The sequence below is a fragment of the Demequina activiva genome (genome assembly GCF_016862815.1).
Taxonomy (GTDB): Bacteria; Actinomycetota; Actinomycetes; order Actinomycetales; family Demequinaceae; genus Demequina; species Demequina activiva.
In genome coordinates this window covers 60,774-81,379 of the sequence record NZ_BONR01000002.1, presented here as the reverse complement: position 1 = coordinate 81,379, position 20,606 = coordinate 60,774, and the positions used below count along the sequence as shown (strand labels likewise).

General features: G+C 70.7%; 19 protein-coding genes. 7 read left to right on the top strand and 12 right to left on the bottom strand.

Translation table 11 applies throughout. From position 1 onward, the window contains the following. Nucleotides 1-2: 2 nt before the first annotated feature. Nucleotides 3-2,192, top strand: coding sequence for a transglutaminase TgpA family protein (locus tag Dac01nite_RS05120; RefSeq protein ID WP_203653844.1), 2,190 nt, complete (start codon nucleotides 3-5; stop codon nucleotides 2,190-2,192). A 35-nt stretch (nucleotides 2,193-2,227) separates the two neighbouring features. On the opposite strand, the gene Dac01nite_RS05115 is transcribed toward Dac01nite_RS05120, so the two are convergent. Further along, nucleotides 2,228-2,617 carry an SCO2097 family morphological protein gene (locus Dac01nite_RS05115; protein ID WP_203653843.1) on the bottom strand — a complete coding sequence of 130 codons (390 nt, stop codon included), beginning with the start codon at nucleotides 2,615-2,617 and terminating at the stop codon, nucleotides 2,228-2,230. An 87-nt stretch (nucleotides 2,618-2,704) separates the two neighbouring features. Between Dac01nite_RS05115 and Dac01nite_RS05110 the strand changes: the two genes are divergently transcribed. After that, entirely contained in the window at nucleotides 2,705-3,481 is a 777-nt protein-coding gene (locus Dac01nite_RS05110; RefSeq protein WP_203653842.1) for a spermidine synthase, read from the top strand. A 97-nt stretch (nucleotides 3,482-3,578) separates the two neighbouring features. Here Dac01nite_RS05110 and Dac01nite_RS05105 read toward each other — a convergent pair whose 3' ends face one another. Together Dac01nite_RS05105 and Dac01nite_RS05100 are read right to left on the bottom strand one after the other, a co-directional pair. Then, nucleotides 3,579-3,782 carry a cold-shock protein gene (locus Dac01nite_RS05105; RefSeq protein ID WP_203653841.1) on the bottom strand — a complete coding sequence of 68 codons (204 nt, stop codon included), beginning with the start codon at nucleotides 3,780-3,782 and terminating at the stop codon, nucleotides 3,579-3,581. 144 nt (nucleotides 3,783-3,926) lie between these two features. Then, nucleotides 3,927-4,850 carry a PAC2 family protein gene (locus tag Dac01nite_RS05100; protein ID WP_203653840.1) on the bottom strand — a complete coding sequence of 308 codons (924 nt, stop codon included), beginning with the start codon at nucleotides 4,848-4,850 and terminating at the stop codon, nucleotides 3,927-3,929. A gap of 209 nt (nucleotides 4,851-5,059) precedes the next feature. Here Dac01nite_RS05100 and Dac01nite_RS05095 point away from each other — a divergent pair, with 209 nt between their 5' ends. Beyond that, nucleotides 5,060-7,270, top strand: a complete 2,211-nt coding sequence (locus tag Dac01nite_RS05095) for a HelD family protein (protein WP_203653839.1) — start codon at nucleotides 5,060-5,062, stop codon at nucleotides 7,268-7,270. A 162-nt stretch (nucleotides 7,271-7,432) separates the two neighbouring features. Here the strand turns inward: Dac01nite_RS05095 and Dac01nite_RS05090 are convergent, their stop codons facing one another. After that, nucleotides 7,433-8,230, bottom strand: a complete 798-nt coding sequence (locus Dac01nite_RS05090; RefSeq protein ID WP_203653838.1) for a hypothetical protein — start codon at nucleotides 8,228-8,230, stop codon at nucleotides 7,433-7,435. A gap of 91 nt (nucleotides 8,231-8,321) precedes the next feature. Between Dac01nite_RS05090 and serA the strand changes: the two genes are divergently transcribed. Together serA and Dac01nite_RS05080 are read left to right on the top strand one after the other, a co-directional pair. Continuing rightward, nucleotides 8,322-9,527, top strand: coding sequence for a phosphoglycerate dehydrogenase (gene serA, locus Dac01nite_RS05085; RefSeq protein WP_203653837.1), 1,206 nt, complete (start codon nucleotides 8,322-8,324; stop codon nucleotides 9,525-9,527). Nucleotides 9,528-9,610: 83 nt separating this feature from the next. Next, a complete protein-coding gene (locus Dac01nite_RS05080; RefSeq protein ID WP_203653836.1) occupies nucleotides 9,611-11,698 on the top strand; it encodes a DEAD/DEAH box helicase in 2,088 nt (695 codons plus the stop codon). Between the two features lie 73 nt (nucleotides 11,699-11,771). Here the strand turns inward: Dac01nite_RS05080 and nrdR are convergent, their stop codons facing one another. Together nrdR and Dac01nite_RS05070 are read right to left on the bottom strand one after the other, a co-directional pair. Then, a complete protein-coding gene (gene nrdR / locus Dac01nite_RS05075; protein ID WP_203653835.1) occupies nucleotides 11,772-12,242 on the bottom strand; it encodes a transcriptional regulator NrdR in 471 nt (156 codons plus the stop codon). A 156-nt stretch (nucleotides 12,243-12,398) separates the two neighbouring features. Further along, nucleotides 12,399-12,791, bottom strand: coding sequence for a LysM peptidoglycan-binding domain-containing protein (locus Dac01nite_RS05070; RefSeq protein ID WP_203653834.1), 393 nt, complete (start codon nucleotides 12,789-12,791; stop codon nucleotides 12,399-12,401). 175 nt (nucleotides 12,792-12,966) lie between these two features. On the opposite strand from Dac01nite_RS05070, the gene lexA reads away from it, so the two are divergent. Beyond that, the gene (gene lexA / locus Dac01nite_RS05065) at nucleotides 12,967-13,671 is read left to right on the top strand and encodes a transcriptional repressor LexA (protein WP_203653833.1); all 705 of its coding nucleotides are present in this window, start codon (nucleotides 12,967-12,969) and stop codon (nucleotides 13,669-13,671) included. On the opposite strand, the gene Dac01nite_RS05060 is transcribed toward lexA, so the two are convergent. From Dac01nite_RS05060 to hflX, 3 genes are read right to left on the bottom strand one after another with little or no spacing between them, the layout of a single operon-like run. Further along, complete coding sequence (locus Dac01nite_RS05060; protein ID WP_203653832.1) at nucleotides 13,668-13,886, bottom strand: hypothetical protein; 219 nt, start codon at nucleotides 13,884-13,886, stop codon at nucleotides 13,668-13,670. The two genes, lexA and Dac01nite_RS05060, sit on opposite strands and share 4 nt — an antisense overlap. Nucleotides 13,887-13,903: 17 nt before the next feature. Beyond that, entirely contained in the window at nucleotides 13,904-15,946 is a 2,043-nt protein-coding gene (locus tag Dac01nite_RS05055; RefSeq protein ID WP_275404520.1) for an ATP-dependent DNA helicase, read from the bottom strand. Then, the gene (gene hflX, locus Dac01nite_RS05050) at nucleotides 15,943-17,436 is read right to left on the bottom strand and encodes a GTPase HflX (RefSeq protein ID WP_203653831.1); all 1,494 of its coding nucleotides are present in this window, start codon (nucleotides 17,434-17,436) and stop codon (nucleotides 15,943-15,945) included. The genes Dac01nite_RS05055 and hflX overlap by 4 nt, the downstream gene beginning before the upstream one ends. A 61-nt stretch (nucleotides 17,437-17,497) precedes the next feature. Between hflX and Dac01nite_RS05045 the strand changes: the two genes are divergently transcribed. After that, nucleotides 17,498-18,118 carry a class I SAM-dependent methyltransferase gene (locus Dac01nite_RS05045; protein WP_239066525.1) on the top strand — a complete coding sequence of 207 codons (621 nt, stop codon included), beginning with the start codon at nucleotides 17,498-17,500 and terminating at the stop codon, nucleotides 18,116-18,118. Here Dac01nite_RS05045 and Dac01nite_RS05040 read toward each other — a convergent pair. The 3 genes from Dac01nite_RS05040 to miaA all read right to left on the bottom strand — a co-directional run bounded on the left by Dac01nite_RS05040 (nucleotide 18,115) and on the right by miaA (nucleotide 20,579). Then, a complete protein-coding gene (locus Dac01nite_RS05040) occupies nucleotides 18,115-18,702 on the bottom strand; it encodes a YdeI/OmpD-associated family protein (protein ID WP_203653829.1) in 588 nt (195 codons plus the stop codon). The two genes, Dac01nite_RS05045 and Dac01nite_RS05040, sit on opposite strands and share 4 nt — an antisense overlap. A 3-nt stretch (nucleotides 18,703-18,705) precedes the next feature. Continuing rightward, a complete protein-coding gene (gene dapF, locus Dac01nite_RS05035) occupies nucleotides 18,706-19,602 on the bottom strand; it encodes a diaminopimelate epimerase (protein WP_203653828.1) in 897 nt (298 codons plus the stop codon). A gap of 71 nt (nucleotides 19,603-19,673) precedes the next feature. Next, nucleotides 19,674-20,579 carry a tRNA (adenosine(37)-N6)-dimethylallyltransferase MiaA gene (gene miaA, locus Dac01nite_RS05030; protein WP_203653827.1) on the bottom strand — a complete coding sequence of 302 codons (906 nt, stop codon included), beginning with the start codon at nucleotides 20,577-20,579 and terminating at the stop codon, nucleotides 19,674-19,676. Nucleotides 20,580-20,606 lie beyond the last annotated feature (27 nt).

Sequence of the window (20,606 nt, the reverse complement as noted above, 5' to 3'; positions counted from 1 at the left end):
CCATGGCTGCGCACGCGTCCCGCACCCCGTGGCAGGCGACGCCCTTCATCGCGATCGCCACGTTCCTGGGTCTGTACGGCCTGAGCACCATGCTGGAGATGGGTCCCTGGGTGCGCACCGTCGCGGTGGTGCTACTGGTGGCGACCGCGACGCTCGTGATCACCCGCCTGCTGTCGCGCTCGCGCGTCCTGCCTACGCTGCTGGCCGCTCTCGTGTCCGTGGTGGTGATGATTCCGCTGTTCGCACGCCGCGAGGACGGCTCCGCGCACCTGCTGCCCACGCCGGGTGGCTTGGGGGACCTGGGAGCGGCGATGCGCGGCGGCGTCGAGTACGCCGCCGTCACCATCGCGCCGGCTCCCGAGGCGTTGCCGCTCACCGCACTGATCACGGCCGTCACCGTGGCGCTGTTCCTGGTCGCCGAGCATCTCGCGGTGTCGTGGCGTGCCGCCGCCACCGCCGGCCTGCTCCTGCTCATCCCGTGGCTGCCCGCGGTGATCTTCCAGCACCGCATCTCGACAGGTGCGCTCATCGCGGCCATCATCGCGTGGCTGCTCGCCTTGGCGCTCGCCCGGCGCGTCGCCGGCTCCGAACGGCGCCCCGCGGTCGCCGGAGCGCTCACCGCTACCGCAGCGACCATGGGCGGAGTGCTGCTGGTGGCACCGACGGCGCTGGGCGGACTGGGATGGGGCATGATTCCCCGCATCGATGCCCCGGCGTCGCTCGAGACCGCGACGCGGCTGAACCTCGACCTCGACCTGCGCACGTCGCTCACCACCAACTCGACCACGCCCGTCATGGTCTACACCACGGAGGGCCCCAAGCCCGACGCCTTCAAGCTGTACGCGCTGACGGACTTCGACGGGGTGAAGTGGTCTCGCGAGGAGGCGCCGCTGCCGGGCATCGCCGCCGGATCCGGGCTGCTGTGGCCCGAGCCCGTGGAGAGCTGGAACGATCAGCGCCGCCAGCGCATCGACATGCAGGTGCTGAACCTGCAGGAGACCAACCTGCCGCTGCCCCCGTCCCCCCGCACGCTCGACCTCGAGGGGCCGTGGTTCTACGACTCGGAGCGCGACGAGGTCGTGAGCGATGAGGCGACGGCGCGCGAGATGCAGTACTCCATCGTGACGGATCCCCGCTTCGTCTCCGACCGTGACCTCCGTGAGACGCAGGAGCGCATCGACGGCGGTGAGGATCCCACCGACCCGCGCTACCTCTCCATCTCCCCTGCCATCGACGCCAGCCGGGTGGAGAGCCTCGCCACCGAGCTCACGTCGGAGGCCGAGACCCGCTACGACCAGGCGATAGCGATCCAGCAGTTCCTGCGCGACCCCCTGCAGTTCACCTACGACACCTCCGTGAGCCCCAGCGGCGGCGATGCGATCTCGACGTTCCTGGACGACCGCTCGGGCTACTGCGTGCAGTTTGCGACCACGATGGTCATGATGGCGCGTTCGCTCGACATCCCTGCACGCATGTCCGTGGGCTTCCTCGCGGGCAGCGCGACCGATGCGGACACCTTCGTCATCCAGGGCGGCGACGCACACGCGTGGCCCGAGCTGTGGTTCCCCGGCGCAGGCTGGGTGCGCTTCGAGCCCACACCCGCGGTTCAGACCGGTGCACCGCCCGAGTACGCAGATCCCTTCACCAGCAACGCGCCCATCCCGGAGGACGTGCTCAACGGTGGCGCGGCTCCCGGCCAGCCGCTCCAGCCGCAGCTGCCGGAGGATGTGCCCAACACCACGGGGATACCCGCAGTCGAGGACCAGGGACCGGAGATCCCAATCCTGGTGTTCGTCCTCGCCGGCGCGGTGCTCGTACTGGGCGGACTGGGCGCGTGGTGGTGGATGCACCGGTCACGCCGTCCCCACGGTGCCCCCAAGGACGCCGAGGACGTGTGGTCCCGTCTGAGAGAGTCGCTGCCTGAGCCCATGCGGTGGTCGAGCGACCTCACGCCTCACGAGGCTGCTCAGCACGTCGAGGCCGGCATGCGGGAGTTCGACACCGGCCTGTCCGGTCAGGCGCGCGAGGACCTCACGCGCCTGGCCAACGCGGTCGCTGATCACAGGTATGCGCCTGACGGAACGCTCGCGTCGCTGGACACGCTCAGCGAATGGGCCGCGGCGGTCGACGCCGAGGCCCAGAGCGCCGAGAGTGACAGCGCCCGGGCTCAGCGCAGCGGCGCTGGGCGGTAGCAGGACCGGCGGAAGCCGCCGGCGCCGTCGCGAGACTAGAAGTCGCCGCGCTCGCGGCGGCGCTCGAAGCGCTCTTCCATGCGCTCCATGAACGGCTTGTGCTGCTTGGGCGCGTGAGGCTTGCCGCGCGGCGCCGCGCCGCGGGGCGCATCGCTCGACACCGGCACGGGCTTCTTGCGAGGCGACAGCAGCGCCCAGAGCGCGATGGCGACCATCACGCCGAATCCGGCGACGCCGATGAGCGGGATCTGCGTGACCACGCCGACCACGACGATCCCGAGCCCGACCACGACACCGGCGACGGCGGCGATGACACGACCAGGTGTGCGAGGACCCCTGCTCATCGCTCGATGAAGCGAAGGATCCTGCCCGAGATCCTGCTCGAGCTGGTCCAGCACGCGCTGCTCGTACTCCGAGAGCGGCATGGCGACCTCCTTCATTGCGGCCTGCGAATACGGATAGTGTAGTTGGAACCGTCCGGTGAGCACTACCCGGACCACGAAGGAGAATCGATGCCGCGTCGCGCCTCGCGCACAGCCATCGCGGCGGACGTTCCGCGCGACACCTCGATCCCCATCGCGTCCGGAGCTGTGCTCCTGACGGACGACCCTGACGGTGTAACGACCGTATGGGTCAATGGAGTTCCCAGCTCGACCATGCGAGTCGAGCCGGAGGTGCTCGACTTCGAGTACATGCGCCACTTCGCCGCCGCGATCGCGGCCTGGGAACGACCCGAGCGGATGCTCGCGCTCCACGTGGGCGCTGGGGTGTGCACGATGGCGCGCCACCTCGCCCACGCCTACCCCGACTCACGCCATATCGCGGTCGACGTCGACTCGACCCTGCCGGAGCTCGCGCGTCAGTGGTGGGACCTGCCGCGCTCGCCGCAGCTGCGCGTGCGGTCCCAGGACGGCCTCGACGCCGTCGCGACGCGGCACGAGCATTCGCTGGACCTCCTCCTGCGCGATGCGTTCGCCGGCGACTCGACTCCCGCGCCCTTGGCGGGTCGCGAGTGGTGGATGCACGCTCGGCGCGCGGTGCGCCCCGGCGGGCTCGTGGTCGCGAACGTGAAGTCGGCGCCCGACCTGGCCACGCATCGGCCGGACGCGGCCGCGGCGCGGGCCGCGTTCCGGGACGTGCTCGCGATCGGCGAGCCCGCGGTGCTGAAGGGCAAGCGGCGCGGAAACGTGGTGCTGGTGGCGAGCGACGGGATCGACACGGACGCGCTGCGCCGCTACGCCGCATCGGCTCCCCTGCCCACGGGCGTCGATTTCGGCTGGCCTCGCTAGCGGCGAGCGGAGGGGGCGAGCGCCCGCACGGGCCGGGGACAGCAGAAGGCCGCCACCCCACAGGGGTGACGGCCTTCTGGCTGAAGCCTAGGTGGCCTTAGATCGGGCGAACCGTCTCAGCCTGGGGGCCCTTGGGGCCCTCGGTGACCTCGAACTCGACGCGCTGCGCCTCTTCGAGGGACTTGTAGCCATCGGTCTCGATCGCGGAGTAGTGCACGAAGACGTCGGCGCCGCCGCCGTCCTGAGCGATGAAGCCGTAGCCCTTCTCAGCGTTGAACCACTTCACAGAACCCTGTGCCATGCGTATTTCCTATCGTTACTGCCCGGGTGACGGGAAGCGCGGACACCGTGTCCTCGCTCGTCGCCGCAATGATGCTCCCCGGGTCAGAAACTGACCGGATCATGCACACTACGTTCTTGCAACCAGGACAAGCATGACACGAAATCACGGTCCTGGGGGAGAATCTCCTCGTTGTTGCTGAAGAAATCTCTCAAATTCAGCTCCCAGCTCATCTGCTGAGGGCAGCGGACCGTCCACCTCGATGCCGCTCTCGCGCTGATCCATGAACGCGTCGTACTGCTCCTCGAGCTGCGACACGAGCGCCTGGACCTCCTCGCTGTCGGCGGTCTGGCGGGTGATCTCCTCGGCCGCCGCGGCGGCCTCGTCGTCCAGGGCATCGGTCGACAGCGCCAGGCCCGAGATGTCCTCGATGGCCTCCATGGCCTTCTGCGCGGCCTGCGGGTACGGCGACTGCGCCAGGTAGTGGGGCACGTGCACGGCGACGTTGATCGCCGCCAGGCCCCACTGCCCGAACCGGTACTCCATGAGGTTCTGCGCACTCGCCGGCACCGTCACGGTCCCGAACAGGCTGGGCGAGTCTGGAAGCAGGTCCTGCGACGTGCCGTGGATGGTCGCGTTCAACGGCCGGGTGTGAGGCGCGGCCATGGGGATGCCGTGGGTGCCAAGCGTGAGCTCGACGCCCAGCCTCTCGACGATCGCGCGCACGCCGCGGATGTAGGCCTCCCACTGCACGTCAGGCTCGAATCCGTGCAGGAAGAGGAATGGCCGTCCCTCGGCATCGGTGACCATGTCGAGGTACAGATGCGGCTCGTCGTACGCCGTCCACTGGTTCACGGAGAAGGTCATCTCTGGGCGTCGCGAGCGGTAGTCGAGCAGCTGGTCGATGTCGAAGGTGGCGATGCGCACGGGCTCGCTCTCCTCGAGGATGTGCTCCGCGACCAGCGCGCCGGCCTTGCCTGCGTCGATGAAGCCGCGCAGCGAGTGCAGCAGAACGGCGCCCTCCTGGGGGGCGACCGAGGCCCATGCCTCGACGCCCTCGGCGCTCCAGCTCACGAGTGGGGTGTCCATAGTCTCCTCATTGTTTCACGCGTCCTCGGGCCCGACGCCCGTTCACCCTGCTCTCACGCTGTCCGCGAAATGCCAGCAGACGCTCGCGCTGGCTGGCGTTCACCGGCTCCGTCGTGATCGGCTGCAGGTGGTAGCGGTGAGGCCGTGCGACGGGGATAATGGAGGACTGCCTCGGACAGGACAACACCGGGGCGGCGAAGGGTATGCCGATGCAAGACGACCGCACCCTGGCCGCGGAGCGCCGCGGGCTGGATGCCGAGCAGCACGTTGTCGACGGGCTGTACGCCCGGGTGGACGAGCTGAGGGATGAGACTGAGCGTCGCCTGGCTGACGTGCGCCGTGAGGGCCCCAGCGGCTCGCCTCAGAACCGCTCGGAGCGCGACGCGTTCGCCACGCTGTACGAGGATCGGATCATGCAGCTCAACGCGGTCGAGGACCGGCTGTGCTTCGGTCGCCTCGACATGAGCGACGGCGAGCGCTTCTACGTGGGCCGCATCGGCCTGTCCGACGAGGAGCACGCTCCCCTGCTGACCGATTGGCGCGCGCCCGCCGCGCAGGCGTTCTACTCCGCGACGGCCGCCAACCCGGGTGGCGTGGTCAACCGCCGTCACCTCACCACGCGCGGCCGCACCGTGGTCGCCGTCGAGGACGACGTCCTCGACGTCGAGCGCCTGCACGAGGCTGGCCTGGACGAGGGCCTGGCCGGCGAGGGCGCACTGCTGGCGGCCTTGGGAGCGCGCCGCACCGGCCGCATGGGCGACATCGTCGCGACCATCCAGGCCGAGCAGGACGACGTGATCCGAGCCCCCATGACCGGCGCGCTGGTGGTCCAGGGCGGTCCGGGCACCGGCAAGACGGCCGTGGCGCTGCACCGGGCCGCATTCCTGCTCTACCACCACCGCGAGCAGCTGGAGCGGCGTGGGGTGCTGCTCATCGGCCCCTCGCGCGACTTTCTGCGCTACATCGACCACGTGCTGCCGTCCCTGGGTGAGACCGGTGCGGTGTCGACCACGCTCGCTGGACTGGTGCGCGGCGTGCCGATCACGGGCGAGGAGGCCGACGCGGTGGCGTCGATCAAGGGACGCATGGAGATGGCGGACGTGATCAAGGCCGCTGTCCGCGAGCGCCAGCGCCTGCCGCGGCGCGACCAGGAGGTGCGCATCGACGGGCGCCCGGTGATCATCCGCCGCTCCGACATCAAGGAGGCGCAGGCCAAGGCGCGCCGGGAGGGCAAGCCCCACAACGAGGCCCGTGCCAGCTTCGCGAAGGAGATGATCTCGCGCCTGACCACCCAGCTCATGGAGCAGCTGGACGGCCTGGGCGACGCGGATGATCGCCGCGAGCTCACGCGCGACGTGCGCGACTCCAAGACCATCCGCATCGCGCTGAACCTGTGCTGGCTGCCGGTGTCCCCCGCCCGTCTGCTGCAGGACCTCTTCTCCAAGCCGCACCTGCTGGACTACGCGGCGCGCTCCTTCTCGCAGGCGGAGCGCGACGCGCTGCTGCGGCCGGCGTCGGCGCCGTTCACCGAGGCTGACGTGCCGCTGCTGGACGAGGCAGCCGAGCTGCTGGGAGACATGCCCGGCTCGGCGCCCCGCGAGCGCGGTGACGGTGCCAGTGCGGAGGAGATCGAGTACGCCAAGTCCGTGCTCGACACCTTCGGCGGCGACGGCATGGTGACGGCCGAGACGCTCGCGGAGCGCATGCGCGGGTCCGATTCGCGGCTGTCCGTCGCCGAGCGTGCGATGCGCGACCGCACCTGGACCTACGGCCACGTGGTGGTGGACGAGGCGCAGGAGCTGTCCCCCATGGCGTGGCGCATGCTGCTGCGCCGCTGCCCCACGCGCTCCTTCACCATCGTGGGAGACGTCGCACAGGTGGCGTCGCCCGCGGGCACCCAGTGGTGGCCGGAGACCATGGACCCGATCTTCGGCGAGACGTGGAACCTGCGCGAGCTCACCATCTCGTATCGCATCCCCGCCGCCGTCGCGGAGGCCGCACAGGCCTTCGCGACCGGAGCCCGGCTGCCCGTGAGCGAGCTGCGCGCGGCGCGCGAGCTGGACGACGCGGTGGCGATCACCCGTGCGGACGGCGCCGATGCGCTGGTGCCGGCCGCGGCGCGGATCGCCGCGCGGCACGCGTCCGAGATGGCAGACGGCGAGGGCGGCCTGGTGGCCGTGATCGCGCCCGATGCGATGGTGGACGAGATGCGGTCAGCAGTCGCCGCGTCCGACGTCGAGGGGACAACGGTCGAGGTGCACACCGCGCGCGAGACCAAGGGGCTCGAGTTCGACGTCGCCGTCGTGGTCGAGCCGGCCGCGATCGCGGCGCGCCCCGGCGATCTGTACGTGGCGCTCACCAGGCCCACGCGCCGCCTCGAGATCGTGCACGCGGAGGAGCTTCCCACGGGGCTCGGCTGACCCGTGTGCTCCGCACGCGGCCTCGCTAGGACTGTCGGGCCAACGCGCGTGTCGGCCCGACAGAGCGAACCACGCGGGGTGCGACACGCGGAGCCGGTCCGCTGCGCGGGCCCGGGGCCGCGGGGTGTCGCGCGGCTGGTGGTTCGAACTGTCGGCGGTGCGCTACTGGCAGGGCCCGGCGCCAGCCATCGCGAGCCCTTGCAGGTCGCCCGGCCCCCAGGTGATCAGCATGCTGTTCTCAGCGTTCATCAGCTCGGAGGGGTCCTCGACGTGTGCCAGACCGATCACGTGAGCGAGCTCGTGCATGATCACCGCTGTGGCGAGCGCCGTGCCTCGCTGCGACGCCATCAGATCTGCGACGTCCTCGCTGTCGAGAATCACGACGCCAGCCGCAAGGTAGCGCTGCTCTCCGTACGCTCCGTTGACAGAGCTCGAGCCGCCCAGCCCCGTCACTGATCCCTCGAGGTCGGACACCGTGTCCTCGTCCGACCACCCGACGATGATCGGGGCGAAGTCCTCGCCGTACCGCTCCTGGAACAGAGGGCGGTCGAAGCTCGCGACCTCGGTGGTGGTGCCGCCGTACTCGAACACGAGGCCCGTGCGACGCGAGACGTCCGCCACCGCCTCCTCGATCATCTGCTGCGCGCCCTCGGGCATCCCGTCCGGATTGACCACCCATGCGAGCGGTCGGCACGGGTCGTAGAGGGTGGGTCCCTGACCGGCCTCCTCGAACATGAAGCCATGCGACCCGGAGGTCGTCACCGACACCTCGGCCGCGAGTCGCCGTGGCTCCCCATCAGGCAAGGGGATGCGGATCTGCTCGCCATCGACCATCAGCACGTTGCGCGGCTGGCCGATCTTGTCCCACGCCTGCCACTCGAAGCCTGTGGCGTAGCCCACGGCGGCGATCGCCACGGCGCCAGTGACCATGATGATCCCGAGGCGGGCCGCCGCATTCATCCCGCAAGCCTGCCACGGGCGCGGCCCATCGAGGAGCCCAGCGGGCCCGGAACGGGTGTGGAGTTGGTAACACTGCCCCGGGTGCGAGAGTATGTCCCCCGTGCGCGCACTTCTTCTAGAGAACCTTCACCCCCAGGCCACCGAGAACCTCGAGGCCGCCGGCATCGACGTCGTCAACCAGGCGGGAGCGCTGGACGAGGACGAGCTGATCGAGGCGCTCGACGGCGTCGAGCTGCTGGGCATCCGCTCCAAGACGATGCTCACCGAGCGTGTCATGGAGGCCTGCCCCTCGCTCATCGGCGTGGGTGCGTTCTCGATCGGCACCAACCAGATCGACCTGGCCGCGGCCGCTCGTCGCGGCATCGCCGCGTTCAACGCACCGTTCTCGAACACGCGGTCCGTGGTGGAGATGGCCGTCGCGGAGATGATCTCGCTGACCCGTCGCCTCCAGGTGCACAACCGCCTCATGCACGAGGGCGTGTGGAACAAGAGCGCTGACGGCGCACACGAGATCCGGAGCCGGACGCTGGGCATCGTGGGCTACGGCAACATCGGCTCGCAGCTGTCCGTGGTGGCCGAGGCGCTGGGCATGAACGTCATCTTCTACGACAACGCGGAGAAGCTCGCGCTGGGAAATGCGACGCGCATGCCCACCCTCGAGTCGCTCCTGCAGGCCGCGGACGTCGTCACGCTTCACGTGGATGGACGCGCCGGCAACCAAGGCTTCTTTGGCCGCACGCAGTTCGAGATGATGAAGCCTGGCGCGCTGTTCCTCAACCTCTCCCGCGGCTTCATCGTCGATGTCGACGCCCTCAAGGAGGGCCTCGAGTCCGGAGCCATCGGCGGCGCCGCGATCGACGTGTTCCCCGAGGAGCCCAAGAAGAAGGGCGATCCGTTCGTGTCGCCCCTGCAGAACATCCCGAACGTCATCCTCACCCCGCACATCGGCGGGTCCACGGAGGAGGCACAGCGCGACATCGGCATCTTCGTGTCCAAGCGCCTGCGCGACTACGTGCAGAACGGCTCCACCTCGCTGAGCGTGAACCTGCCCAACCTGCAGCTCGAGCAGCCGCAAGGCTCGCACCGGATCGCTCACCTCCACGAGAACATCCCTGGTGTCCTCGCGGCCGTGAACCGCGAGCTCGCGGAGCACAACGTCAACATCGATGGCCAGCTGCTCGCGACCCGTGGGGAGCTGGGCTACGTGGTCACCGACGTCGCCGCGGGCCTCACGGACGATGCGGTCGCCGCGCTGGGCGCCATGCCCGGCACGGTGCGCCTGCGGGTGCTCTCATAGCCTCCGGGGCCACCACCGACGCCGTCGCCTTCCGAGACCTCGGTCTTCCCGACGCGCTCGTCGCGTCGTTGGCCGACGCGGGCATGGAGACGGCGTTCCCCATCCAGTCCGCGACCATCGCCGACGCGCTGGCCGGTCGGGACGTGCTGGGCAAGGCGCGGACGGGGTCGGGAAAGACGCTCGGATTCGGGCTGCCGGCGATCGCGCGACTGGCGGAGACCGGACCGGCCACTCCCCTGCAGCCACGTGCCATCGTCCTGGTCCCCACTCGCGAGCTCGCGATGCAGGTCAACGACGCGCTCGAGCCTTTCGCTCACGCGATGAAGGTGTCGCTGCGACTGGTGGCGGGCGGGCTGTCGATGTCCAAGCAGATCCGCTCCCTCGAGCGTGGAGTGCACCTGCTGGTGGCGACACCCGGCCGCCTCGCGGACCTGGTGCGCCGCGGCAACGCGGACCTCAGCCAGACGCAGCTGGTGGTGCTCGACGAAGCCGATCACATGGCGGAGATGGGCTTCATGGACGAGATCGAGGAGATTCTCGCCGGGGTGCCTGCGGGTGGGCAGCGTCTGCTCTTCTCCGCGACGTTGGACGGCGACGTGGACCGCCTGGTCTCGACGTACATGGAGGAGCCCGTCCTGCACGACGTGACGGGCGGCGACGAGGGTCCCGCCTCGATGCGGCATGTGGTCCTGAACGTGCCTCCACACGCGAAGTATCAGCTCGCCACTCGCATCGCCGCGCGCGAGGGCCGCACCATCGTGTTCGTGCGCACCAAGCTCGCCTGCGACCGGATCGCCGAGCAGATGCGCCAGGCCGGCGTGCTCGCCGTCGCCCTCCATGGCGACAAGTCGCAGGAGGACCGCAACCGCGCGATCACCGGCTTCCGCGCCGGGCAGATCCCCGTGCTGGTCGCCACCGACGTCGCCGCGCGAGGCATCCACGTGGACCACGTGGACCTGGTGATGCAGATGGACCCGCCGCACGACCACAAGGACTACACGCACCGTGCAGGTCGCACCGCACGCGCCGGCGCCGAGGGCCTGGTCGTGATGCTCTCGCTGCCGCACCAGCGCAAGACGGTGGACCGCATCATCGAGAATGCCGGAGTGGACGCCACGTTCCGGAAGGTCCGCGGCGAGGACGAGGACACGTTCCGCATGCTCGCGGACCTCACCGGGGCCGTCGAGCCGTCAGGCGTTCCGGTGGCCGAGCCCCGCATCGCAGGCGGACGCGGAGGCCACGACGCCGGGCGCGGACGCGGCCGTGATGGCGGGCGTGGGGCCCGTGGCGAGCGAGGTCGCAGGCCGTCCCATTCGCGCGCGGCAAGCGGCGGCGGTCCGTCCGACGAGCACCGCAGCGCCAAGCGACGTGCGGAGATCGAGGAGCGTGAGCGCCGCCTTGCGGAGCGCGAGCGCCAGCTCGAGCTGCGCGAGCAGAACCTCAGCGACCGCGAGAGCGCCCCGCGCCGCGAGCGGCCTGCCGGTCGCCGCGACGACTCGCGTGACGCACGCGGTTCGAAGCCACGCTACGACTCCCGCGATGACTCCCGTGGCAGCCGCGACGGGGGCCGCAGCTCACGCGACACCCGCGGCAGGGACGACAGTCGTGGACCCCGGCGTGACGGCCGCGACCGCGACGACGGCCGCGGCTCGAACAGCTATGACCGCAAGCGGGACAGGGATGGCGACAGGCGCGATGCCCGCGATCGCGACCAGCGCCGCCCTGGTCGGGACGATCGCTCCCGCGACCCTCGCAGCAGGGATGACAGCCGCGACGGTCGCTCCTCATCGCCCGGCCGTGGCCGTGGACCGGCGCGCGATCGCGATGACCGCGGTCGCCCCGCGCGTGACTCGCGCGGACGCTACGAGCGCGACGACAGGCGCGACGCCCGCGCCGGCGGCAAGCCCCGCAGCGGCGAGCGCGACGATCGCGAGAGCGGCAGGCCCCGCAACGACCGCTGGGAGGACAAGTCCGGCAAGCGCACGGCTCCACGAGATGACCGAGGCGGCAAGGCGTCGCGCTCACGGGATGACCGTGACCAGCGTGAGGGCGACGCACCCTGGATCAGGCAGCCGAAGACAGGACCCGGCTTTGGCCCCAAGAAGAGCAAGAAGGGCCCGTCCAAGCCCACGGGCCGCAGCGGCAAGCCCCGCCCCAAGAAGAAGAAGTAGCCCCCTCTCCACCTGAGCGGCCCATCGGTCCCTCAGGGACGCAAACAGGGTGTGCGTGTGCCCTGGCGGTCAGTCAGGAGGGATCCGGCTCGGCGGCGGCGTCCTCGGCTCGCAGGCGCGCGATCGCAGCCTCGAAGTCATCCAGGGATTCGAACGCCTGGTACACGCTCGCGAAGCGCATGTAGGCGATCTCGTCGAGCTCGCGCAGTGGCGGCAGGATCGCCAGCCCGATGTCCGTGGCGTCAATCTCCGCCTGACCCGCGGCACGGATGGACTCCTCGACCTTGTGCGCCAGCACCGCGAGGTCATCGTCGTTGACGGGGCGGCCCTGGCAGGCCTTGCGCACCCCCGACACCACCTTGTCGCGGCTGAAGGGCTCGACCACGCCGTTGCGCTTGACCACGGACAGGCTCGCGGTCTCCACCGTCGAGAAGCGCTTGCCGCAGTTGGGGCACTCGCGCCGCCGCCGGATCGACGAGCCATCCTCGGCCGTGCGCGAGTCGACCACGCGCGAGTCCGTATGGCGGCAGAAGGGGCAGTGCATGGCACTACTGTCCCACGAACAACGCATGTCCCACGAACACTGTCTGTCCCACCAACACCGTCTGTCCCACGAACACCCTCTGTCCCACCAACGCAGTGCCTGCGATCAACGGCGAGCCGAGCGAACGCGGCTCGCCTACCGCGAAAGCAAGATGCGTCAGCCGACCTCGGGAAGCAGCAACTGCTCGCCTGCCTGCAGAGCGGAGCCGCCCATCGCGTTCAGCGTGATGATGTCCTCGACGACGTCACGCACGTCCACGCCAGCAGGCGTGATGCCGGCGGCGATGGACCACACCGTCTCTCCCGAGCTCACCGTGTACGTGTCGAACACCACCGGCGGTGCGGAGTCGTCGTTCGCGAATGCCTGCGGGGCGACGATCGCCACGGCAGCGAGAACCATCGCGACGAGGACGCCGCGGCGCCGCGCCCTGGCCGCAGGCGTCTGGATGAGCTGGACGCGCAGGCGCGCAGGGCGGCTCGAACGGGCAGGGACCGCACGGCGCACCGGGCGCTGGCCGGTCATCACCGGGTTCATCGCATATGCAGTCATGTCATCCTCCATTCGAACAGGTGTTCGTCGAACACATGTTCTATTTGTAGCATCCACATCGGACAACGGCAAGACACGCTCGAACATGTGTTTGATTTCGAGCGTCCTCTGCCCTACCGTCATGGAAGACAGCACATCAGCGGGGTCTGACATCGGATCTCGACGAGGAGGAGACATGGACGAGCGCACGGGCGACAGCGGCGCCACCATCCACGAGTTCCCGAGCGCGCCTGGGGATCGCCTCACCGATCGTCAGCGCCGCATCCTCGAGACCATCCGCGACTCCGTGGAGTCGCGCGGCTATCCGCCGTCGATGCGAGAGATCGGCGAGGCGGTGGGCCTCACCTCGACCTCATCGGTCAAGCATCAGCTGTCCGCGCTCGAGACCAAGGGATTCCTTCGCCGCGACCCGCACCGGCCACGCGCGATCGAGGTCGTCCTGCCCAGCGATGACTCCCCCGTGGTGTCCGCACCCGAGCCCGCCGCCGCAGCGGCCGAACGCGACGACCTCTCCATGGTGCCCCTGGTGGGCCGGATCGCGGCCGGTGGCCCCGTGCTCGCCGATCAGGCCGTCGAGGACATCTTCGCGCTGCCCAAGCAGCTCACGGGCGAAGGGGAGCTGTTCATGCTCAACGTCGCCGGGGACTCCATGATCGACGCCGCGATCTGCGACGGCGACTGGGTGGTGGTGCGCCGTCAGCAGACGGCGGAGAACGGTGACATCGTGGCGGCGCTGCTCGACGACGAGGCGACCGTCAAGACGTTGCGCCGCAAGGACGGCCAGGTGTGGCTCATGCCGCACAACCCGGCCTACACGCCCATCGACGGCACGCATGCGTCGATCATGGGCAAGGTGGTGTCCGTCCTGCGACGGATCTAGCTCTGGCGCCAGCCGTCCTGCCAGTGGAAGCCGCCCTTGATGGCGCGGCGCATCGCCTGCATCGAGTTGGCGACGGTGGTCTGGTAGACGCGCGACTCCTCGGTCTCCGCCTTGTCCGCGAGGTCGCGGCCCCTCTTCTCGAAGTGCTCGAGGTACTCCGCGAACCGCGCGCGCTCCTCGGCCTGCCCGCGCTCATACTCGGTGCTGTCAGTCATGGCTCCCAGCCTATTGCCTACTCCCCGCGCTCCTGGGCCGCCGCGTCGAGCCTGCGCAGCGCCTCCAGGACCGTGTCGCGGTCCGCTGTGGGCCACAGGGGTGGCATGGACCGCGCGAGGAATCCGCCGTAGCGCGCGGTGGCCAGGCGCGAATCCAGCACGGCGACCACGCCGCGGTCGCCTTGCGTGCGGATCAGGCGTCCCGACCCCTGTGCCATCAGCAGCGCCGCGTGCGTCGCCGACACGGCCATGAACCCATTGCCTCCGGACTGCGCGACCGCCTCGGTGCGCGCCTGCGAGATGGGCTCGTCGGGACGGGGGAAGGGGATGCGGTCGATGATCACCAGCGAGGCGGTGGGCCCGGGCACGTCGATCCCCTGCCACAGCGAGGTGGACCCGAACAGGCACGCGCGGGGATCGTCGCGGAAGCGCTCGACGAGCGTGGGCAGCTGGTCGTCCAGCTGGTACATGACCGGCACGTCGAGCCGAGCCCGCATGGCCTCGGCAGCCGCCTGGCCGGCGCGATGCGAGGAGAACAGTCCCAGCGTGCGCCCGCCTGCGGCCTCGATGAGCGCGGCCATCTCGTCCAACGCCTGCGCCGAGATGCCTCCGGCATCGGGACGCGGCAGCTGCGAGGCGACGTACAGGATCCCCTGCTTGCCGTAGTCGAAGGGACTTCCCGCGTCCATCGCGATGGGATCGTCCACACCCAGGTGCCGCGCCATCGCGTCGAAGTTGCCGCCCAGTGCGAGCGTGGCAGACGTGAACACGGAGGCCTTGTCCTCGATGAGCTTGTGGCGGATCAGGCCGGCGACGTCAAGCGGGGCCGCGACGATGCGCACGGCCTGGCGCGACTCGTAGTCGCCATCGGGAGGAGCGAGCCAGATCACGTAGCGGCCGGCCTCCCCGAGCAGCTCCTCGCACACGTCGAAGACCTCGGTGAGCGCTGCCGTCGCGACCTTGGCGGAGGCCGATGCGCTGTCTCCTGGTCCCCGCGCCTCGCCCGAGTCCTTGGTCGCCTTCTGCACCTGCGTCAGCATGGTGCGGGCTGCGCCGCGGATGAGGTCGACGGCCTCAGCCAGCTCCTCCGGGAGACCCAGGCGAAGACGGCCCGGCTCGCAGTCACCCAACGCGCCGTCGAGAGCGCGCGCAGCGCGGTCGAGGTCATCGGACGCCACGCCCACGCGCCTCGCGGTTCGGGCGGCGCGGTCCACGCCGCGCACGGTCAGCTCGTGGGTCGCAGCCGAGGTGATGCGGCCCACCAGCTCGTGCGCCTCGTCGACGATCAGCGCGTGATGCTCGCCCAGCATATCGTGACTGGCGGCCTGCACCCCCAGCACGGCGTGGTTGGTCACCACCACTCGCGAGACGGCCGCGTGGTCGCGCACCTGCTGCGAGAAGCACTCCTTCAGCAGGGGGCACTTGGACTCGAGGCACTCGCGCCCGGTGACGCTCACCTGCGCCCATGCCCGGTGCGACACGCCCGGCACGAGATCGTCCCGGTCGCCGGTGTCGGTCTCCTCCGCCCATGCGTGCAGCCGCGCGACCTCCTGTCCGAGGTCGCTCGTTGGCCCTGCGGGGAACGGCAGCATGTCGTCGTCGGGCTCGCCGTATCCGCCAGCCATCTTGTGCTTGCACAGGTAGTTGCTGCGCCCCTTGAACAGCGCGACCTCGGGCCGATGCCCCAGTTCGGGCTCGAGGGCGTCGAGGACCATCGGAAGGTCCTTGGTGAACACCTGCCGCTGCAGCGCGAGAGTGGCCGTCGACACGACGATGCGCTGCTTCTCCCGGGCCGCGTGCGCGACTGCCGGCACCAGGTACGCGAGCGACTTTCCGGTGCCGGTGCCGGCCTGGATCAGCGCGTTCTCGCCATCGCTGAGCGCACGCTCGACGGCCTGGGCCATGCGTGTCTGACCGTCGCGGCGCGCACCGCCGAGCGCGGAGACGGCGATGTCGAGCAGCCGCACGGCCTCGGTCGCGTCCAGCGGGCCGTCATCGTGCACAGCCTCGGCACTGTCCTCGACGGCATCCTCGGCCGTGGCAGGGTCCGCGGGGCTCACGCCGCCAGGGCCGCGGCCTGGAGGCGCGCCGCGAGGCCGTCGTCGACCATCGCCACGAGCCGCGTGCCCTCGGGCTCGTGGCTCTCCTCGAGGATCTCGCCGTGCAGGTGCGCCTCGTTGATCAGGTCTCCGCGCGTGTAGGGCACGAGCACGTCGACCTTGACCTCGGGGCGCGGCAGCTGGTGGGCGACGAGCTCCATCAGCTCACTGATGCCGGCACCGGTGAGCGCGGAGACCTCGATGGTGACCTCCGGGCGTGCGCGCAGGCGCATGAGGGTCTCAGGCTCCGCGATGTCGGCCTTGTTGAGGACCAGCACCTCCTTGACCTGATCCGCGCCGGGCACGTCGGCCAGCACGGTGCGCACGGCCGAGATCTGGCTCTCGGGGTCCGGGTGCGAGGCGTCCACCACGTGCAGCATGAGGTCCGCGTGTGCGACCTCCTCCAGGGTCGAGGAGAACGCCGCCACCAGCTGGTGGGGCAGGTCGCGCACGAAGCCCACGGTGTCGGACACCGTGAACTCGCGGCCGTCGGGCGTCTGGGAGCGACGCACCGTGGGGTCGAGCGTCGCGAACAGCGCGTTCTCGACCAGCACGCCCGCGCCGGTCACGCGGTTCAGCAGCGAGGACTTGCCTGCGTTGGTGTACCCCACGATCGCGACGTTGGGCAGCGACAGGCGGCGGTCACGGCGCACGTTGCGCGCGGGCTCCATCGCCTTGATCTGGCGCCGCAGCTGCGCCATGCGAGTGTGGATGCGACGGCGATCCAGCTCGATCTTGGTCTCACCGGGGCCGCGCGAGCCCATGCCCGCAGCGGCGCCTCCCACCTGACCACCCGCCTGGCGGGACATCGAGTCTCCCCAGCCGCGCAGTCGCGGCAGCAGGTACTCGAGCTGCGCCAGCTCGACCTGCGCCTTGCCCTCCTTGGACTTCGCGTGCTGCGCGAAGATGTCCAGGATCAGCGCGGTGCGGTCGATCACCTTGACCTTGACCACGTCCTCGAGCGCACGGCGCTGGCTGGGCGCGAGATCGTCGTTCACGACCACGGTGTCCGCCCCCACGGCCGCGACGATCTCCTTGACCTCCTGCGCCTTGCCCTTGCCGATGTACGTGGCGGGGTCCGGGTGCGGACGCCGCTGCAGCACGCCGTCGAGCACCTGCGAGCCGGCGGTCTCCGCCAGCGCGGCGAGCTCGCGCAGACCCACCTCGGCCTCCGCGGCGGTGCCGTGCGACCACTGGCCCACGAGCACGACCTTCTCCAGGCGCAGCTGGCGGTACTCGACCTCGGTGATGTCCTCGAGCTCGGTCGAGAGGTTGTCGACGCGACGCAGCGCGGCGCGCTCCTCACGGTCGAACTGGTCGCCGTCGTAGTCGGTGCGGGCGGTGCCGCCGGCGGCGACCGCCGTGCCGGCGCGCGAGAGCACCCGCTCGATCACCGCATCCGCGCGAGAGGGGCTCTGGTCGTCAAGGTCGTTCGGCAGGGATTCGCTCATGCTCGTCCCATTGTCGCACCGGCCGCCGACCGGCACCACCACCGGCGGTACAGTCGCTTCCGTGAGCGAGGACCACTACTTCTCCGCCCAGCCGGCCTCCGCCGATGAGCGCCGCCTGATACCCGTCCGGTTGGCGGGCCGGGACGTCGAGGTCGAGACCGCATCGGGCATCTTCTCCCCCGGTCACATCGACCTCGGGACGCAGGTGCTGCTGCGCCACCTCCCGCCGGCGCCGGCCGGCGCGGTGCTCGACCTGGGCTGCGGCTGGGGTCCGCTCGCGCTCACGGCGGCGCTGGGCACGGCCGATGCGCGGGTCACCGCGCTCGACGTCAATCGCCGCGCGCTCGACCTGGCGTCCCGCAACGCCGCACGGCTGGGCGTCGCAGACCGGGTCGCCGCCGTGACGGCGGACGAGGTGCCGGCCGATGCTCGGTTCGACGCGATCTGGTCCAACCCGCCCATCCGCATCGGCAAGGACGCGCTGCACGAGCTGCTGGCCGCGTGGCTGCCGCGGCTCGCCGCCGACGGCGAGGCGTGGCTCGTGGTCCAGAGGAACCTGGGCGCGGACTCGCTCGCGCGATGGATCTCCGATCAGCGCGGCGCCGACGGCGAGCCCTGGGGCAGGCTCGAGAAGGTGGGCAGCGCCAAGGGGTTCCGGGTGCTGCGTCTCGTACGCGACTAGTAGGGGCGCTCTCCCCTGGCCACCGCATCGGCGATCGTCGCGAGCCGCTGCGAGCGCGTGACCTCGCGCTTGGCCAGGACCAGCTGCGCCAGAGCGAACTTGCGCGCGGAGGGCGGCATGGCGTCCCAGAAGTCGCGGGCGCCCGGAGCCTGGGCCAGCGCGGCGGCGAGGTCATCGGGCACCACCAGCGCCTCCACGTCATCGAGCAGCGTCCACGAGCCATCCGCCTTGGCGGCGGCGATCACGGCGGCGCCGGGAGGCTCCATCAGGCCTGCTGCCTCGAGCTCGAGAATGCGCGCCTTGTTGGTGCGGGCCCAGCCAGAGCCCCGCTTGCGTGGAGAGCAGTACTGAAGGGTGCGGTTCTCGTCGAGCTTCCTGGTGGTCGCATCGATCCACCCGAAGCACAGGCACTCGCGCACCACCTCGTCGTAGGTGAGGCCCGTGCGGCCGGACTGCTTGCGCCAGAGCGCGACCCACACTCCGGACTCCAAGGCGTGGTGCCGCGCCAGCCACGAGCGCCATTCGGCGGCGTCCTCGGGATGGATGCGGAGCGCGCCGTCCACATCCGGCTCGATCGGGTGCATGGGTCAGGCGGGCGTGACGGCGAGCACGTGGGAGACGTCGACCGTGCCGTCCGCGACCAGCACCGCGGGGCCCTCGAGGACGGTGCGCGTGCCGATGATGCGCACCGTGACCATGCCGCCTGGCACCTCGACGTCCCAGACGTCGGGCGCGCCCTCGCCCGCCCACTCCCGCACCGCGAGCGCCACCGCGCAGGCTCCCGTGCCGCAGGAGCGCGTCTCGCCTGAGCCGCGCTCGTGCACACGCATGCGCACGCGACCGCGCTCGACGCCGTCGCGGATCTCCCCACCGCGGGTGACGACGAACTCGACGTTCGAGCCAGCCGGCGCAGCGGGGCGCACGCGAGGCGCATGGGTGAGGTCGAGCGCGGCGAGCTCGTCCGTCGACGCGAGCGCCACCACATGGTGCGGGTTGCCGACGTCGACGGACAGCGCGGGGCGTGCCGGCGTGAGGCCGTGTGCCTCGACCTCGGAGTCGAAGCCGTCCGTGGCGTCGCCCAGGCGGTACTCGCCCATGCCCACGGCGTAGCGGCCGTCCCCGAGGGACGTCAACGTGCGGGTTCCACCGCGGGTGCCGATGGTCAGGCCGCCCGTCAGGTCGATGCCCGCGTCGCGCTCCAGGAACGCGCCGAACACGCGTGCGCCGTTGCCGCACATCTCCGAGGTCGAGCCATCGGCGTTCCAGTAGTCCATGAACCACGTGCGAGCGTCGAGACCGGCGCCCGCGGGGATCTCCCCCGCTCGCACCGCACGGATCACGCCGTCGCCGCCGATGCCCGCGCGGCGGTCGCACAGGAAGCGCACGAGCTCGGGGGTGAGGTCGATCTCGTCGCGCTCGTCGAACAGCAGCACGAAGTCGTTCTCCGTGCCGTGCCCTTTGGTGAAGCGCAGCGTGGCGGTCATGCGACCAGGCTACCCGGGCCCGGTCGATGCACCGAAGCCCCGGCTGTCGCCGTCGTGCGCGACGAAGGTGGCTAGCGCGGGATCAGCGCGAGGGCGTCCTCCGCTGCGCGGTCGACGTCCGCCTCGTCACGCGGCGCGTCGATCCAGTGCACGCGGCCGTCCGGCCGGAACCACTTGGCCTGGCGGCGCGCGAGCCGCCGAGTGTTCTGCTGGATCAGCGCGCGGGTCGCGTCCGCGTCGAGCTCTCCGTCGAGGTGACGCAGCGTCTCCGCGTAACCCACGGCGCGGCGCGCTGTGACGCCGTCGCGGATGCCTCGGGAGTCGAGTGCCCGCACCTCCTCCACGAGCCCGGCGTCCCACATGTGCTCGACGCGCGCCTCGATGCGCGGGTCGAGCTCCTCGTACGCGAGTCGCAGTCCGATCTGCACGGCCGGGATCTCGTACTGGTGGGTGGGCAGGCTCGCGGAGAAGGGTCGCCCCTTGAGCTCGATCACCTCGAGTGCACGGACGACGCGCTTGGCGTTCTGCGCGGGGATGCGCGCCGCGGCGACGGGGTCTGCGGCGGCGAGCTCGCGGTGCAGCATGCCGGGACCCTCGGCGTCGGCGCGCGCCTCGAGGCGAGCGCGGACCTGCGGGTCCGTCGGGGGGAACTCGAAGCGATCCAGCAGCGCCCTGACGTACAGACCGGAGCCGCCCACCACCACGGCACGCCCTCCGCGCTGGTGGATCGACTCCGCGTCCGCGCGGGCATCGCGCTGGTAGGAGGCGACGGCTGCATCCTCGGTGACCTCGAGAGTGTCGAGCTGGTGATGCGGGATCCCGCGCCGCTGCGCGACCGGCAGCTTGGCGGTGCCGATGTCCATGCCGCGGTAGAGCTGCATGGCGTCCGCGTTGATGATCTCGCCGCCCAGCCGCTCCGCGAGGGCGAGGGACACCGCTGACTTGCCCGTCGCGGTCGCACCCACGATGGCGATCACGGGCGGCGCGTCCTGCCCTGCCCCTGC

Bases quoted from the DNA above. Each gene is read 5' to 3' on its own strand.
- Dac01nite_RS05120 (WP_203653844.1), top strand. From the start codon at position 3: ATGGCTGCGCACGCGTCCCGCACCCCGTGGCAGGCGACGCCCTTCATC.
- Dac01nite_RS05115 (WP_203653843.1), bottom strand. From the start codon at position 2,617: ATGCCGCTCTCGGAGTACGAGCAGCGCGTGCTGGACCAGCTCGAGCAG.
- Dac01nite_RS05110 (WP_203653842.1), top strand. From the start codon at position 2,705: ATGCCGCGTCGCGCCTCGCGCACAGCCATCGCGGCGGACGTTCCGCGC.
- Dac01nite_RS05105 (WP_203653841.1), bottom strand. From the start codon at position 3,782: ATGGCACAGGGTTCTGTGAAGTGGTTCAACGCTGAGAAGGGCTACGGC.
- Dac01nite_RS05100 (WP_203653840.1), bottom strand. From the start codon at position 4,850: ATGGACACCCCACTCGTGAGCTGGAGCGCCGAGGGCGTCGAGGCATGG.
- Dac01nite_RS05095 (WP_203653839.1), top strand. From the start codon at position 5,060: ATGCAAGACGACCGCACCCTGGCCGCGGAGCGCCGCGGGCTGGATGCC.
- Dac01nite_RS05090 (WP_203653838.1), bottom strand. From the start codon at position 8,230: ATGAATGCGGCGGCCCGCCTCGGGATCATCATGGTCACTGGCGCCGTG.
- serA (WP_203653837.1), top strand. From the start codon at position 8,322: ATGTCCCCCGTGCGCGCACTTCTTCTAGAGAACCTTCACCCCCAGGCC.
- Dac01nite_RS05080 (WP_203653836.1), top strand. From the start codon at position 9,611: ATGGAGACGGCGTTCCCCATCCAGTCCGCGACCATCGCCGACGCGCTG.
- nrdR (WP_203653835.1), bottom strand. From the start codon at position 12,242: ATGCACTGCCCCTTCTGCCGCCATACGGACTCGCGCGTGGTCGACTCG.
- Dac01nite_RS05070 (WP_203653834.1), bottom strand. From the start codon at position 12,791: ATGACTGCATATGCGATGAACCCGGTGATGACCGGCCAGCGCCCGGTG.
- lexA (WP_203653833.1), top strand. From the start codon at position 12,967: ATGGACGAGCGCACGGGCGACAGCGGCGCCACCATCCACGAGTTCCCG.
- Dac01nite_RS05060 (WP_203653832.1), bottom strand. From the start codon at position 13,886: ATGACTGACAGCACCGAGTATGAGCGCGGGCAGGCCGAGGAGCGCGCG.
- hflX (WP_203653831.1), bottom strand. From the start codon at position 17,436: ATGAGCGAATCCCTGCCGAACGACCTTGACGACCAGAGCCCCTCTCGC.
- Dac01nite_RS05040 (WP_203653829.1), bottom strand. From the start codon at position 18,702: ATGCACCCGATCGAGCCGGATGTGGACGGCGCGCTCCGCATCCATCCC.
- dapF (WP_203653828.1), bottom strand. From the start codon at position 19,602: ATGACCGCCACGCTGCGCTTCACCAAAGGGCACGGCACGGAGAACGAC.